Here is a 14,856-nt window from a genome sequence, read left to right as displayed (position 1 = left end):
GGCAAAGGCAGACTCTACAAAGCCCAATTCCTCTCAGCGCAGACCCTGCACCAGGGTCTGTAGCTGACGTCTCGCGGCCGACTCCGGAACCCGCCGGAATAGTGCATCGCGGACAAAGCGGGCGGCCGGGCTCTCCCACTGGGCCAGCCGTCCCATCCGCCATGACATCACGACCAGCGCATTGGCGCGCCGGACGCGGCGGGACTCGTAGGCCTTCAGTGCGTCCTCCACGCTGCCCGGAGCCGTGAGACACTCCCCGAGCACGACGCCGTCCTCGATGGCCTGACAGCCCCCCTGCCCCAGGTTCGGGGTCATCGGATGCGCGGCGTCGCCCAGCAACGTCACGCGGCCCCTGCTCCAGCTGCGCACCGGCGGCCGGTCGTGGATGTCCGTGCGCAGGACCCGCTCCGGCGGCGTCGCCGCGAGCACCCTCGCGATGGGGGCGTGCCATCCCGCGAAGCGCTCCTGGAGGAGGGCGAGCGTCTGGCCCGGCGCGTCCTGCGCCCCCTGCGGCGCGTTCAGCGTGGCGTACCAGTACACCTCACCATGGCCGATGGGCACGATGCCGAAGCGGGCTCCGGGTCCCCAGGTCTCCGTGAAGTGGCCGGGCTTCACCAGGTCGGAGGCCGGACAGACGCCACGCCAGCTGGTGTAGCCGGAGTAACGCGTGGGCCGCTCGCCCAGCAGGCCGGCCCGCACGGCGGAGTGCAGGCCGTCCGCGCCCACCAGGACGTCGCCGCGGACGGTGCCGCCATCTGACAACGTCACCGTGACGCGGGCGCCGTCATCCTGGAAGCCCGTGACGGAGACGCCCAGCCGCACGGCCTCCTCCGGGCCCGCGTGGGCGCGAAGGACGGCCTGGAGGCGGGCGCGGTGGATGGACACCATCGGGGCATCCAGCGCCTCCTGGACCGAGCGCACGTCGACGCCGGTGATGCGGGCCCCCGTGGGGTCGAGGATGCGGCTGTCCTCGGCGCGCTCGCCCTCGGCGACCACCGCGTCACACAGGCCGATGCGGCGCAGGGCGACCGAGGCGTTCATCTGCACGGTGATGCCCGCGCCCACCGGACGCAGCGCTTCGGCCCGTTCGAACACGGTGGCGCGGACGCCCGCGCGGCGCAGGGCACAGGCCAGCGTGAGGCCGCCAATGCCGGCTCCAGCGATGAGGACGTGGCGAGAGGATGGGGACGTCATGGCTGCCTCCAGACGGGCCGGCGCTGGCGTTCACCCGAACCAGCGGCCGGAGTCAGGCGCGAAGACTCGCACGCGTTCGAGCAGCGACGCCGGCAGCCGGGCCTGGAGCGTCGCGTGGACCTGCGCGGGGCTGTAAGCCTGACTGAAATGCATCAGGACCAGGGCCTCGTTCCGGAAGCGGTCCGCCATGGAGGCGATCTCCTCCAGGTGGATGTGGGCGCGCTCCTGCGCGTCGCGCACGGTGCGCTCCGCGTCGATGAACGTGCATTCGAGGATGAGCACGCGGCCGTCGAACAGGGACGGCTGGCGCTCCAGCACGTTGGAGAGGGTGTCGGTGCAGTAGGCCAGCTCCAGCCGTTCGACCTCATCGAACAGGGGCTCGCCGGCCTGACGGCGGCGGCCGATTTCAGCGGGAGGCAGCTCACGGTACTCGGGCTTGAGCTTCGCGACGCGGCGGAGGAACTGGTAGCCCAGCGACGGCACGGGGTGGTGCGTGCGAAAGGCGCGAACCCACAGGTCCTGCTGCACCTTCACGGTGTCGCCAGGGCGCAGGGGGACGGTGCGGATCTCGGACTTCATCCGGTGCAGGCGCCCCAGGGCCGCGAGCGCCTCCTGCACGGGCGCTTCGATCTCCGCCGGCAGGTAGACGAACGGAGGCCCCTTCCCCACGAGCGCGCGGATGCCCAGCAGCGACCCCAGCGCGCTCGCATGGTCCGCGTGCCCGTGGCTGAGGAAGATGCGGTCGGTGCCGGCGAAGGACCGGATGGGGATGCCCGCGTCCAGCAGCACCCCCAGCTCCGGCACCAGGAGCGACGTGTACACGCCACCCACGGACACACCGCGCACGGTATACGGTCCCGCCTGAACCTCGGTCAGCATGCGCGGAAGCTTATGCGGACTCCGGAAGGATGGCGTTCGTGCGGTTGACTCCACGGTGGATGTGGCTTCTCACGGGCACGGTGCTGCTCCAGGCGTGCGGAGGCGCGCACAGGCGGAGTCAGTACGACTTCGACAGCGCGACGAACTCCTGCAGGACCCAGCCCGCCTACTGCGCCCAGGCAGCGGGAGAGGAGGCGGTGATTCCCAGGGCCGTCCGGACGTTCGCGACGGCGGGAGGCTCCGCGGCGGCGGCCGTGAAGATCCTGGATGCGGCGTTGACGCAGAAGGTGAGGAAGGCGCTGGAGGAGTGCGCGGACAAGGCGCGAAAAGAGGTCATCGTCGCGAACTTCGGGACCCGGAGCCCGACGCCGCATGAGTGCACGGAGCAGGTCCGCGACGCCCAGGGCCGGACCATCACCCGTGCAATGCAGCTCGGGAACGAGATGCACCGGGTCGCCTTGCAGTGCACGGAGGAGAAGCTGAACCAACTCCGTCCGGGTGGCTTCAGTCTTGAGCCCACATACCTTTATGACCTGGGCAGCGGGAAGGTGAAGTGGCTGTCACCCGCCGAGGTGGACCGGATTCGGCGCCGGGGCAGCCTTGGCGAACTGAAAGGCTCTCTCGTCCCGGACACCGTTCTTCACAATGGCAATCCAGAGCAGGTTCAAGCAGCCTACGACTTCAAGTTTCCTTGTGTAGATATCGACAAACGTCCGCGCTGGCCAAAATACCCGCCGGGACATCCCTACGACGGCAAGTCTCAGGGTGAGATCTACCGACAGGCATTCGGCCTGCGCGAAGTCCTTCAAGTGATTCCCTATCTGGGAGCCGGTCTGTAAACCATGAACTCCTCACCGCTGCAGATTGCCCGCGGAAACAGAGCCGTCACACAAGTCGGCCTGAGCCTTTGTTTTTACATTCCCAAGACTACGCTGGACGTCACACAAGCGATCTCTGAGTCCCTACAGACGTATCTTCACGCAATCTCACCCCAGACGCTCACCCACTACTCGGACGATGAGGGAGAATGGCAAGAGCTGGATACGGCTGGCTGGATTGTGGTCCGTGAAGAAATGCGGCGCCAGCCCAGGTCGACTGTCTTGCTCACCAATGACACGCCCTACCCCGACGGCTACGAGTTCAGCTTCGACGGCAAGGACCTCCATGCAGCCATCTTCCGTCGCGATCCGGGGCACGTGAGCGCGGTGCGATGTGTTCTTCCACTGTCATGGATGAACACCCACGGTCCCGACAGCGTCCGGAAACTGGCGCTGGCGCTGGCGGCGCCGCTGCCCTTCAGCTCCGGGCACGCGGGACTGGCCGTCACCGGCTTTCTCGGTATGGGCTCTGTCACATTGGACTTGGTTCCCCAATTGGTCCAATACCCCGGAGTCGACCTCATGGAGTTGGATCTGGTCTCCTGGGAGATCGGCACCCGCCTGCGCGTCCCGCACTGGATGACCTTCATCGGCGAGCCTTCGCTGAGCGCCATGGGCGGCGTGGACTTCCTGCGCTCCCAGCTCCACGCGCCCGGCACCACCGTGGAAGCCCTCGACGCGTCCCGGGCCGTCGTCACCCTGGGTTCCGAGCCGCTCGCCGGCGGTCCGGACCAGCCACTTCCGGCCTACCGGGAGCTGGCCCGCGTCCTGGAGCCCTGGGCCTTCCACGCCACCCGGCGCCCCGCGGACTTTCCCGACGAGGACTTCTTCGCGTGGGACCGCCGGTTCCTCGACTGAACCGGCGTCCCCTCCCCTCGGCTCAGTTCTTCGCGCGCTCGTACTGGTGCGGCCACAGCACGTCCGAGCGCAGCTCCTTCGCGGCGCGCAGCGGCCAGTACGGATCCCTCAGCAGCTCCCGCGCGATGATGACCAGGTCCGCCTGTCCCGTGGCCAGGATGTGCTCGGCCTGGAACGCGGAGCGGATCATCCCCACCGCGCCCGTCAGCACGCCCGCCTCCTTGCGCACCTTCTCCGCCAGGTGCGTCTGGTAGCCCGGACCCACGGGAATCTTCGCGTACGGCACCACGCCGCCCGACGAGCAATCCACCAGTCCACGCCCTCCTTCGCCACCAGCCGCGCCAGCGCCACGGAGTCCTCCGGCGTCCAGCCGCCCTCCACCCAGTCCGTCGCGGAGATGCGCATGAACAGGGGCAGCGACTCCGGCCACTTCGCCCGCACCGCGCGCGTCACCTCCAGCGCGAAGCGCGTCCGGTTCTCGAACGTGCCGCCGTACCTGTCCGTCCGCGAGTTGGACAGCGGCGACAGGAACTCGTGCAGCAGGTAGCCGTGCGCCGCGTGCAGCTCGATGACCTGGAAGCCCGCCGCCTTCGCCCTCACCGCCGCGTCCGCGAACGCCTTCACGATGCGCTGGATGCCCGCCTCGTCCAGCGCCACCGGCACGGGATAGCCCTCGTCGAAGGCCTCCGTCGTCGGCCCCAGCACCGTCCAGCCGCCATGCTCCGGGTCCACGCGCTTGCCCGCGTCCCACGGGCGGGGCGTGGAGGCCTTGCGGCCCGCGTGCGCCAGCTGGACGCCGGACGCGGCCCCGTTCTGGTGCATGAAGCGGTTGATGCGCGCCAGCTGCTCCACGTGCGCGTCCTTCCACAGCCCCAGGTCCTGCGGCGAGATGCGGCCCTCCGGCTCCACCGCCGTGGCCTCCGTCAACACCAGCCCCGCGCCGCCCACCGCGCGGCTGCCCAGGTGCACCACGTGCCACTCGTTCGCGAAGCCGTCCTCGCTCGAGTACTGGCACATCGGAGAGACCACCACGCGGTTGCGCAGGGTGATGTCCCGCAGCTTCAGGGGGGTGAACAGCTTGCTGCTCATGTCGGGTCCTTTCGGGGAAGCGAAGGCGTCTCTTCCGGCAGCCCCAGCGCCGCGCGCACCTGGGCCGTGCTCTTGCCCAGCCAGTGCCGCCGGTGGTTGTCCTGCGTCGACAGGCTGCGCGTCTCCATGCGGTCCACGTAGAGCGTGCCGTCCAGGTGATCCAGCTCGTGCTGGAGGATGCGCGCGTACCAGCCCCGCGCCGACACCGTCACCGGCTGCCCGTGCTCATCCAGCGCCTCCACGCGCACGCCGCGCGCCCGGGGCACCAGCGCCGCGAAGCCGCTCACGCTCAGGCAGCCCTCGTGGAACTCCACCGGCGTGGGGTCCTCCACCACCAGCCTCGGGTTGATGAGCACGTGGAAGGCCACCGGCGAGCGCTCCCGCAGCGCCAGGTCCGCGGGCGACGCGCCGGCCTGGTACTCCGCCCGGTCCTCGATGACCACCAGCCGCACGCCCGCGCCCACCTGCGGCGCCGCGAGCCCACGCCGGGCGCGTCGCGCAGCGTGTCGCGCATCAGCTGGATGAGCTGCCGCGTCTGTTCACTGCCGATTTCTTCCGGGGTCAGCTCGCGCGCGCGCTGACGCAGCACCGGCTCCCCCGCCTGGACGATCTTGAGCACCATGGTGGCCCCCACCGTAACAACCGCTCTCCCGCCGCGCCGCATCGCCGTGGGGCCGGCATGGGCCCGGTCGCCCGGTTCCCCACGGAGGGGGCAGCCCCTGGCGTGAGGGGGTGCCACTGACGGTAGGCTGTGTCGCACCATGGCTCGCCGCAAGAAGGCCGACGAAACCACCGCGCGCGTGCGCAACCTGCTCGCCCTCGACGCCGCCGGCATCATGCGCCGGCTGGCCGCGCGCCGGGATGAGATGTTCCTCCTCTTCTCCCGCCTGCGCAGCCGCGACCCGCTGGTGGAGACGGTGGCCTCGCGCTACGCGGACGGCGCCTTCGCCCAGCTCATCCACCTCTCCGAACAGGAGCAGGCGGTGGTGGACCACTTCTACGGGCGCCTGGACGAGCTGCGCTGGTACTTCACGTACACCGAGGACATGCCCGGCACCGCGCACCAGACCTTCAGCGCGCTGCACCGCCGCCTGGAGGACGAGAAGCGCCAGCGCGCGTACGTGCGCGTGCACCGGGGCGGGCCGCTGGAGGAGGTGGAGCGGGAGCTGCTGGTGCTGGAGGGCCGTCCGGTGAAGAGCCGCGAGGGCGAATACCTCCAGCGCGTGCGCAACGAGGTCACCGCGAAGGACGAGGCCACCGGCCGCGTGCTCACGCTCATTGGCGCCGGGGAGCTGGACGAGCTCAAGGGCATCGCCGCGCGCGTCGTCGCCGGCCAGGGCGCCAGCACCGACGAGGCCCGCCGCTACTTCCTGGGCCGTGGAGCGCGCGTGGAGGATCCGCGCACGGGCGCCGGGACGCCTCGCGTGAAGGACGTGATGCGCGGGGAGCTGGACGTGTTCATCGCCGCGTGGATCTCCCGGCCCCCTCCGGAGTCCTCCACCCCGCTCCCCTGAGCGGTCAGGGCAGGTAGCCCCGCGCCACGCCCAGGCGAATGGCTTCCGCGAGCACGTCCAGGCCCTGCGCGGTGTTGATGCGCGAGTGGGACGTGGCGCCGCTGACCACCTGCACCGAGCCGCCCAGCACGAAGGGGAGGGGCCGGCGTCCCAGCCGCAGCAGCCGTTCGTCGTAGAAGGCGCCCGGCGCACGCTCGCGCACCAGTCGCGCCAGGGTCACCATGTTCGCGGTGCGCGACGGCTGCATCGCGGGCCCCAGGCACGAGAAGTCGAAGCCCACCTCCGGCAGCACGGCGCCCCGGCCGTCGCGGTCGAAGACGAAGAGGAGCTGCGACGTCTCCTCCGAGGCGCCGCGCACGCTCTTCTCCGTCGTCTTGGTCATCTTCAGGCCGCCGGTGATCAGCGCCGCCCCCAGCGCCACCTGCGTCTTCTTCTCCGTGTGCTCGCTCTGCGTGCGCAGGGACGACGCGCCCCGGAGGATGACCGTCACGTCCTCCCAGGCCATCGTGAGCGGAGCCCCCGCGCGAGGCGTGAACGTCACCTGCGAGGAGCCGAACGTCACGGTGCGTGCCGTGACGCGCTCCGCGGTCTCCGACTCGTCGATGGTGAGCGCCGCGAGCCCCGCGTCCTGGAGGGTCTTCACCAGGGCATCCGCGGCATCGGGAGCCAGCCGCGCCAGCAGGGCGGGAGGCTCCGGCGCCAACCGCATGCGGGCCTCCGCCGGGGCCATGCCCGCCGCGGCGGCGAGCACCTGAGCTGCTTCCGGTACTTCACCGGCCGGACGAACGAGCGCGACGATCTTCATGGCGTTTCCCACCCCTGGCACCGAGCGCGCCATCCTCGCGCGAAAGCAGGGTGGCGCGCATCCGAACCCCGGGGTGGCGGGGACATTCCCCGGATGCATGACAGATGCGGCGTCCGGGCCCGGGCAACGCGGCATGGCGCGGCGTCCACATGCCGCACACAGGCACCGCGCCCCCACGCTCAGTCGAGCAGGTGCGGGTTTCGCAGCAGCAGCACTCCGGCCTGCACCGTGGCGGTGTAGCCATTGAGCTTGCCGGTGCGCACCAGCTCGCTCACGTCGCGCACGCCGGTCTCCGCGAGGACGCGGTCCACCACGCCCTCGCCCTGGTTGTACGCCGCGAGCGCCAGCCGCCAGTCGCCGTAGCGCGCATACAGCGCCTGGAACAAGGTCGCGGCGGCCTCCGTCTCCCGCGCCACGTCCAGCCGCTCGTCCCGCCCCGCCTCCACCTTCAAGCCGTAGCGGCGCGCCGTCTCCGGAATGAACATCCACACGCCCGCGCCCCGCTGTCCCGGCGCCATCGACGGCTCGCGGGACGTCTCCGGCAGGTTGCTCACCGCCGACTCCACCATCGCCACCGCGAGCAGCCCCTCCGGCAGCGAGCGCGAGCGCAGCGTGCCCGTCATCGCCTCACGGTGCGTCTGGAGGTTCGCCAGCGCCTTGCGCATGAAGTCGCGCCCCTTCGGCGTGGTGACGAACCTGTTGAGCTGCTCCACCACCGCGGCATCCACCACCACGGGCAGGTCTCCCTCCTTCCCAGCATCGGCAAGCGCACGCGCCTCCGTGAGCGACACCGCGCGCCCCCGCACCGCGCCTTGTGCCCACAGCGCCAGCGGCGCGAGCACCAACGCCAGCGACAACGACAGACCCAGGGTGCGTACGGAGCTGCGGGGACGGGGCTGGAACAACATGCGGATCCTCCTGACGGTGGGGTGGGACATGCCGGTGACACCGGCGGGAAGGGAGAAGGCACCCGGGACCCGCAGCGACGCCTGGAGCAGGCACCGCGCATACGCCTCCGGGGACACGCGCTTCACGGCGACGAGCGCCTCGTCACAGGCGAACTCCTGACGCTCCGCCAACCACCGCGAGAACGCCCGGGCGAACGGGTTCCAGAAGAAGGCGCTGTCGAACCCCACCCGCGCATACGCGAACACCGTGTCCCGCTGCCGGTGGTGTTGCAGCTCGTGCCGCACCGTGAGCCGGAGCGCCTCCGCGTCCTCCAGCACGCCGGACGGCACCACCGCCCACGCGCCCCCACCGGGGAACCACACGGAGAACGCGCCCTCCGCCGCGTCGCCCAGCACCACGCGCACCCGGCCCACGCGGCGAAGCACGGGCAGCGCTTCCAGCCGCCGCCGCAAGCGCGCGTACCGCCGCAGCTCCCACGCCAGGAAGGCCAACGCCCCCACACCCACCAGCCCCAATCCCAGCGACGCCCAGGGCAGCCCCGTGCCGGAAGACAGCGCTCCCGGAGGAGCGCCGCGCACGGGCCGTGCTTCAGCCGGAGTCAGCGGCGCGACATGGCGCACCAGCGAACGCTCGAACGTGAAGAGCGGCGCCGACGGCAGCCACTCCCGCGCCCCAAGCCCAACGAACGGCAGCAGCACCGCCAGCCCCAGCGTCACCCGCCCACGCGCAGCGTCTGCCGCGCGTCCAGCCTCCGCTCCATCCCCGACGCCAGCACCGCGCGCAAGAGCCCGAAGCCCACCGCCACCAGCGCCGCCGCCGTGAGGTACGCGGCCAGCACGTCCCGGACGAAGGCGCTCATCCCCGGCCTCCCTTCTTGCCCAGCAGCTTGCGGATCTGCTCCACCTCCTCCGCCGACAGCGGCACCGCCTCCACCAGCCGCGCCACGAGCGACGAAGGCGTCCCGTCGAACACCGTCGCCACCAGGTGGCGCACGCTCTGGGCCTCGTAGGCCTCGCGCGACAGCCGCGCCGAGTACAGGTGCCCCCGCCCCTCCTTGCGGCTGTGCACCACGCCCTTCTGCTCCAGGATGCGCAGCACCGTGGACACCGACGTGTAGGCCAGCTTGCGCTCCGGCGGCAGCGCCGCGAGCACGTCCGCCACGCTCACCTCCCCCAGCTTCCACACCAGCTGCATCAGCTCCAGCTCCACCGGCGTGAGCGGCTTGGACTCCTCGGCGGACGGCGGCTTCGTCACGGGCATGGCCTCCCCGGCTTCGAACTAAAGCCTTAGTTCCAATACAACTAAGCCTTTAGTTGGATTCCGTCAAGCAGGCGGGCGGAGGCTCGCGCGAGCGGGGTGTACGGATTCCCACGCACCGGAGGAGCCGGGCCCTTAGACTCCCGGGCACATGCTCCACGTCATACCTCTGGGCGGCCTCGGCGAAATCGGCCTCAACGCCATGGTGCTCGCCTGTCGTGGGGAGATGCTGCTCATCGACGCCGGCCTGATGTTCCCCTCGTCGGGAATGCCCGGCGTGGACATCATCGTCCCGGACTTCACGCACCTGAAGCGCAACGCGGCCCAGCTCAAGGGCGTGCTGCTCACGCACGGCCACGAAGACCACATCGGCGCGCTCCCCTACCTGCTGGACGAAGTCCCCGTCCCCATCTACGGCACGCGCTTCACGTTGGCGCTCGCGCGCAACCGCCTGGAGGAGCTGGGCGTGAAGGCGGACCTGCGCGAAATCGAGCCGCGCACGCCCTTCCCCGTGGGCGGCGTCTTCAACGTGGAGGCCACGCGCGTGACGCACACCGTGCCGGACGCGGTGGGCTTCATCGTCCGCTCGCCCGAAGGCACCGTCATCCACACCGGCGACTTCAAGCTGGACCCGGACCCCATCGACGGCCTCAAGACGGACCTGGAGCGCTGGGGCGAGGCGGGCGACGAAGGCGTGCTGTGCCTGCTGTCGGACTCCACCAACTCCGAGCACGTGGAGGAGACCGGCAGCGAGCGCGTGGTGCAGACCACCTTCGAGCGCCTCTTCCACGAGACGAAGGGCCGCATCGTCGTGGCCCAGTTCTCCTCCAACCTCCACCGCGTGCGCCACCTGCTGCAGCTGTGCGAGCGCACCGGCCGGCTCGTCGCGCTCCAGGGCCGCAGCATGGTGCGCAACGTGGAGCTGGCGCGGGAGATGGGCTACCTGGACGTGCCCGACTCGCTCTTCGTGCACCTGGACAGCGTGCCGAAGCTCGCGCCCCACCGCGTGGCCGTGCTCACCACCGGCGCGCAGGGCGAACCGCGCGCCGGCCTCACCCAGCTGGCGAACGGCGACGGGCCCGTGCGCCTGGAGCCCGGCGACACCGTCATCGTCAGCGCCCGCCCCATCCCCGGCAACGAGCGCTCCGTGGGCGCGCTGCTGGACCAGCTTCACTGGCGCGGCGCCCGCATCGTCTACGCCCAGGTGGAGCCCGGCGTGCACGTCTCCGGACACGCCAGCCGCCCCCAGCAGCGCCGGGTCCTGGAGCTGGTCCGCCCCCGCAACTTCGTCCCCGTGCATGGGGAAGTCCGGCACCTGCACCGACACCTGACCACCGCGCGCGAGGCCGGCATGGCCCCGGAGGGCCTGCTCCTGGCGCACGACGGGGACGTGGTGACGTTCGAGGAGGGGCGGGGCCGCTTCACTGGCAGCGTACCCACGGGGCGCATCCTGCGGGAGCGCTCCGGGGACGGGGTGGTGACCCAGGAGACGCTGGTGGAGCGCAACCGGCTGGCGGAGACGGGCGTGGTGGCCGCGGCGGTGGTGCTGCGGCGCGACACCCAGGCGCTGGTAGGGGGGCCCCAGCTGTCCGGCCAGGGCCTCAGCCCGGACGAGCAGGGCGCGCTGTCCCGGGTGGCCCAGGAGGCGCGGGCCTTCTTCGAGGAGCTCAACCCCCAGCTGCGCGGGGACGACGCCCTGGTGCGCGAGGAGCTGGTCAAGGCGGTGAAGCGGGCCTTCAAGCAGCACACCTCCCGGCGGACCCTGGTGGTGCCCTTGGTCGTCCGGGTGTAGGTATGTTAAGGGCGCGAAAAGGTCCCCCCCATGCCCTCCTTCGACGTCATCTCCAAAATCGATCTGGCTGAACTCGACAACGCGGTCAATCAGACCCGCAAGGAGCTCAGCACCCGCTATGACTTCCAGGGCGTGAAGGCCGAAATCGACATCGCTCCGGACCATTCCTCGCTCACGTTGAAGACCAACAGCGAGGAGAAGCTCCAGGCCGCCAAGGAGGTCCTGCTCGGCAAGCTGGCCAAGCGCGGCATCAGCCTGCGCGTGCTGGAGTTCGGCGACATCGAGAAGACGGGCCTGTCCAACGTCAAGCAGCCCATCAAGCTCCAGCAGGGCATCCCGGTGGAGAAGTCCAAGGAGCTCATCAAGGTCCTCAAGGAGTCGAAGATCAAGGTGCAGGGCTCCATCCAGGCGGATCAGCTCCGCGTCACGGGCAAGAACCGCGACGACCTGCAGGAGGCCATGGCGCTGTTCCGCAAGGAGCAGGACCGGCTGAGCCTGGACATGCAGTTCACCAACTTCCGCGACTAGGGCCCCTCCGCATGCACGCCGCCCGTCTGGCCCCCCTGCCCCTCTGCCTGCTCTTCGCCACCGCCTCGCTCGCGCAGGACGAGGCGCCCAGGCCCAGCAAGCCGGTGCCCGTGCTCAAGAGGGCGCCCCGGCCGGAGAAGGGGCTCAAGGACTTCGGCTCGCCGCTGGTCCTCAAGCCGCTGCCCGCCGAAGGCGCCACCGCGAACTTCTCCGCCCGGGTGGGCTGGCGCAAGAACACGCTCTTCGTGGGCGTGGAGGCCACGGACAACCAGCTGCTCGCCGGCGACGTCGTCACCCTCACCCTCTTCTTCCCGGACGCGGGCCCCACCGCCACGGGCTACACCTACCGCTTCGCCTTCGACGGCCAGCGCACCTCCGACGCCGACAGCGGCACGCCCCGGTTCGCGCAGGGCCTGGTGAATGCCGCCGTGCACCGCCAGGGCGACACGCTGTCGGTGGTGGCCATGGTGCCCGTGCGCGCCCTGCCCCGCTTCCCCGCGGAGGAGCCGCTCGTCATGGACCTCTGCATCACCTACGAGGACCAGGACCAGGTGGGCGCCAAGGCGGTGCCGGTGACCAACTGCAAGGGCGGCACGATGGCGGACGGCGAGGCGCTGCGCCTGCCGGACGAGGCGCGCAAGAACCTCAAGCTCAAGCCCCCCCCGAGCGTCACCGCGCTGGAGGCGGCGCCCACCGGCTGGCTGGGCTGGGGCGTGCTCAGCTACCCGAGCTGGGCGCAGGGGGAGAAGGCCCTCACCCCCGCCTCGCTGCGCGCGCTGGTGGCCCCCAACGCCGTGGACGCGGAGAAGATGGGCGTGAACCTGCCGGACGCCTTGCGCCTGCCGGACGGACGGCCGGTCGTCACCGTGCTCACTGGGAAGAATCCCTATGCCGTCGAGGGTCAATGCGACTCCGACGACGAGCTCCGGATGGGGCTCTACGTGGTGTCAGGGAAGACGGCCCAGCGGGTGCTCGACTGGCCGGCCGCCACCTGTGCGCTGGGTCGCGCCACCTCGGTGGAGATGGCAGAAGAGGGGGCGCTGAACATCGGTTACTCGAACGGCGCCATCATCAACTTCGTTTGGAGTGCGGACCACTTCGAGCGGACGCAACTGGGAAAGCGGTAGACGCGCGTGGAAGAGACCAAGAGTCTGTACATGATGACCCTCGGCTGCCCGAAGAACCGGGTGGACTCCGAGGTGATGCTGGGCACGCTGCGCACCCGCGGCTATTCGCTCGTGCAAGAGCCCTCCGAAGCCCAGGTCATCGTGGTCAACACGTGCGCCTTCATCGGACCGGCGAAGCAGGAGTCGGTGGACTCCATCCTGGAGATGGCGGAGCTGAAGAAGACGGGCTCCTGCAAGACGCTCGTCGTCACGGGCTGCCTGTCCCAGCGCTACGGCCAGGAGCTGTCGCAGGAGATGCCGGAGGTGGACCACTTCCTGGGCACCAGCGCGTACGCCCAGATTGGCGACCTGCTGGCGGCGGAGGCCACCCCGCGCCAGGTGATTCCGGATCCGGACTACATCCACAACGCGGAGACGCCGCGCATCAACTCGATGCCGAAGTACACGGCGTACCTGAAGATTTCGGAAGGGTGCGACAACGCCTGCGCGTTCTGCATCATCCCCACGCTGCGCGGCGGCCAGCGCTCGCGCCCGGTGGCGGACATCATCGCGGAGGCCCAGAAGCTGGCGGACAGCGGCGTGCAGGAGCTGAACCTCGTCGCGCAGGACCTGACGGCGTACGGGCATGACCTGCCCGGCAAGCCGAAGCTCCACGAGCTGCTCAAGGAGCTGGTGAAGGTGGACGTGAAGTGGATCCGCCTGCACTACGCCTACCCGCGCGTGTTCCCGGACGAGCTCATCGACGTCATCGCCACCGAGCCGAAGATCGCCAAGTACCTGGACATGCCGGTGCAGCACGCCAGCGACAAGCTGCTCCTGTCCATGAAGCGCGGCCGCAACTCGGAGTTCCTCAAGAAGCTGCTGGGCAAGCTGCGCGAGCGCGTGCCGAGCCTGGTGATGCGCACCTCGCTCATCGTCGGCCTGCCGGGGGAGACGGAGGAGGACTTCGAGCTGCTCAAGGAGTTCGTGAAGGAGCAGCGCTTCCAGCGCCTGGGCGTGTTCCAGTACTCGGATGAAGAGGGCACCGCCGCGTTCGACCTGCCGAACAAGGTCCCGGCGAAGACCATCGAGCGCCGCTGGCGCGAGGTGATGGCCATCCAGAAGCGCATCAACCGCGAGCAGAACAAGAAGCTCGTGGGCCAGAAGCTCACCGTGCTGGTGGAGGGCCCCAGCGAGGAGTCCGAGCACCTGCTGGTGGGCCGCCACGAGGGCCAGGCGCCGGAAATCGACGGGCAGGTCTACATCAACGACGGCCTGGCGTACCCGGGCGAGTTCGTCACCGTGGAGGTGACGGAGGCGCACGACTACGACCTCATCGCCCGCGTGGTGGAGCGTCCGGATCCGAAGCAGCGCGAGCACACCCCGCGCGAGGCCCATCCCGCGCCCATCCCGCTGAAGGCGATGGTGCGTCCGCCGGAGCCGCGGCCGGAGTAGTCCGCATCCACCAAGGCAGTGCCCCGGGCCCGCCCCGCCCTCCTCACGGAGGCGGTCGCGGGCCCGAGCCGTTCGTGGCCCCTACTTCGGATCCTCGGGCTCCAGCTCGCGCTCCTCGACAGGAGGAGGCTGCGGGCCCGAGCCCTTCGTCGGCACCGCCACGCCCTCGCCCAGCGGCGTGGGCTGGCACTCGCAGACGGTGCGCCGCGACGCGGACTCCGTGACGAAGGCGCACGTCGTGGGGCACTCGGGCTGGCGCCCCTCCTCCACCAGCGACACGGCGTAGCCCGCGCGCCCGCAGCGCGGCGTGGCACGCGGGCAGGTCTTCGCCAGGGACGCCCACGGCAGCCGGTGCTGCGTGTTGGCCCCGCGCGTGGTGGTGGGGAAGCTCAGGCCCACCTGACAGCCCGTCTCCAGGCGCTGGCCATCCGCGCCCCGGGGCTCCACGTAGAGGCGCACGCCCTCGGGCACGTCCCGGAGCACCTGGCCGGAGAGGGCCACCGCGCCGTCGGGCTCCGCGCGCACGAAGACGCCGTAGCAGGCCTCCTCGCTGAACGCGCCGCCCTCGCCCGCGCACTGCTGCCGGCCTCCG

Annotated in this window: 12 protein-coding genes and 4 pseudogenes; 7 read left to right on the top strand and 9 right to left on the bottom strand. The window is 70.6% G+C overall.

Features of this window, described 5'->3' with window-relative positions; translation table 11 throughout:
- Positions 1–33: 33 nt before the first annotated feature.
- Both ACLEQD_RS02975 and ACLEQD_RS02970 read right to left on the bottom strand, forming a co-directional pair.
- Positions 34–1,194: an FAD-dependent monooxygenase gene (locus ACLEQD_RS02975; RefSeq protein WP_410381605.1), complete on the bottom strand. Its 1,161-nt coding sequence runs from the start codon at positions 1,192–1,194 to the stop codon at positions 34–36.
- Positions 1,195–1,224: 30 nt separating this feature from the next.
- Entirely contained in the window at positions 1,225–2,073 is an 849-nt protein-coding gene (locus ACLEQD_RS02970) for an MBL fold metallo-hydrolase (protein WP_410381603.1), read from the bottom strand.
- Between the two features lie 254 nt (positions 2,074–2,327).
- Here ACLEQD_RS02970 and ACLEQD_RS02965 point away from each other — a divergent pair, with 254 nt between their 5' ends.
- Positions 2,328–2,912, top strand: coding sequence for a hypothetical protein (locus ACLEQD_RS02965; RefSeq protein WP_410381602.1), 585 nt, complete (start codon positions 2,328–2,330; stop codon positions 2,910–2,912).
- 3 nt (positions 2,913–2,915) lie between these two features.
- The gene (locus ACLEQD_RS02960) at positions 2,916–3,809 is read left to right on the top strand and encodes a type VI immunity family protein (protein WP_410381600.1); all 894 of its coding nucleotides are present in this window, start codon (positions 2,916–2,918) and stop codon (positions 3,807–3,809) included.
- A 22-nt stretch (positions 3,810–3,831) separates the two neighbouring features.
- On the opposite strand, the pseudogene ACLEQD_RS02955 reads toward ACLEQD_RS02960, so the two are convergent.
- Both ACLEQD_RS02955 and def read right to left on the bottom strand, forming a co-directional pair.
- Positions 3,832–4,898 (bottom strand): annotated as a pseudogene (locus tag ACLEQD_RS02955) (NADH:flavin oxidoreductase/NADH oxidase).
- Positions 4,895–5,520: pseudogene (gene def, locus ACLEQD_RS02950) on the bottom strand (peptide deformylase). The pseudogenes ACLEQD_RS02955 and def overlap by 4 nt, the downstream one beginning before the upstream one ends.
- A gap of 451 nt (positions 5,521–5,971) precedes the next feature.
- On the opposite strand from def, the pseudogene ACLEQD_RS02945 reads away from it, so the two are divergent.
- Positions 5,972–6,412, top strand: a pseudogene (locus tag ACLEQD_RS02945) (AAA family ATPase); the annotation flags it as partial.
- 4 nt (positions 6,413–6,416) lie between these two features.
- Here ACLEQD_RS02945 and ACLEQD_RS02940 read toward each other — a convergent pair.
- The 4 genes from ACLEQD_RS02940 to ACLEQD_RS02925 form a co-directional block, all read right to left on the bottom strand.
- Positions 6,417–7,217, bottom strand: a complete 801-nt coding sequence (locus ACLEQD_RS02940; protein ID WP_410381598.1) for a hypothetical protein — start codon at positions 7,215–7,217, stop codon at positions 6,417–6,419.
- A 179-nt stretch (positions 7,218–7,396) separates the two neighbouring features.
- Entirely contained in the window at positions 7,397–8,842 is a 1,446-nt protein-coding gene (locus tag ACLEQD_RS02935; protein WP_410381596.1) for a transglycosylase SLT domain-containing protein, read from the bottom strand.
- Positions 8,839–8,985: a hypothetical protein gene (locus tag ACLEQD_RS02930; protein WP_410381594.1), complete on the bottom strand. Its 147-nt coding sequence runs from the start codon at positions 8,983–8,985 to the stop codon at positions 8,839–8,841. The genes ACLEQD_RS02935 and ACLEQD_RS02930 overlap by 4 nt, the downstream gene beginning before the upstream one ends.
- Positions 8,982–9,386, bottom strand: coding sequence for a BlaI/MecI/CopY family transcriptional regulator (locus tag ACLEQD_RS02925; RefSeq protein ID WP_370469482.1), 405 nt, complete (start codon positions 9,384–9,386; stop codon positions 8,982–8,984). Before ACLEQD_RS02925 ends, ACLEQD_RS02930 begins: the two co-directional genes overlap by 4 nt.
- Positions 9,387–9,534: 148 nt before the next feature.
- Here ACLEQD_RS02925 and ACLEQD_RS02920 point away from each other — a divergent pair, with 148 nt between their 5' ends.
- The 4 genes from ACLEQD_RS02920 to rimO are packed head-to-tail and all read left to right on the top strand — an operon-like array spanning position 9,535 to position 14,264.
- A complete protein-coding gene (locus tag ACLEQD_RS02920; protein ID WP_410381592.1) occupies positions 9,535–11,175 on the top strand; it encodes a ribonuclease J in 1,641 nt (546 codons plus the stop codon).
- A gap of 30 nt (positions 11,176–11,205) precedes the next feature.
- Positions 11,206–11,703, top strand: a complete 498-nt coding sequence (locus tag ACLEQD_RS02915; RefSeq protein WP_120578719.1) for a YajQ family cyclic di-GMP-binding protein — start codon at positions 11,206–11,208, stop codon at positions 11,701–11,703.
- An 11-nt stretch (positions 11,704–11,714) separates the two neighbouring features.
- Entirely contained in the window at positions 11,715–12,830 is a 1,116-nt protein-coding gene (locus tag ACLEQD_RS02910; protein ID WP_410381590.1) for a hypothetical protein, read from the top strand.
- 33 nt (positions 12,831–12,863) lie between these two features.
- A complete protein-coding gene (gene rimO, locus ACLEQD_RS02905; RefSeq protein ID WP_410381652.1) occupies positions 12,864–14,264 on the top strand; it encodes a 30S ribosomal protein S12 methylthiotransferase RimO in 1,401 nt (466 codons plus the stop codon).
- 81 nt (positions 14,265–14,345) lie between these two features.
- Here the strand turns inward: rimO and ACLEQD_RS02900 are convergent.
- Positions 14,346–14,856: pseudogene (locus tag ACLEQD_RS02900) on the bottom strand (hypothetical protein); the annotation flags it as partial.

The sequence above is a fragment of the Corallococcus sp. 4LFB genome, from assembly GCF_046520365.1.
In the GTDB taxonomy this organism is placed as follows: Bacteria; Myxococcota; Myxococcia; order Myxococcales; family Myxococcaceae; genus Corallococcus; species Corallococcus caeni.
Note: the sequence above shows the minus strand (reverse complement) of the source record. Positions and strands in the feature narration are given on the sequence as shown.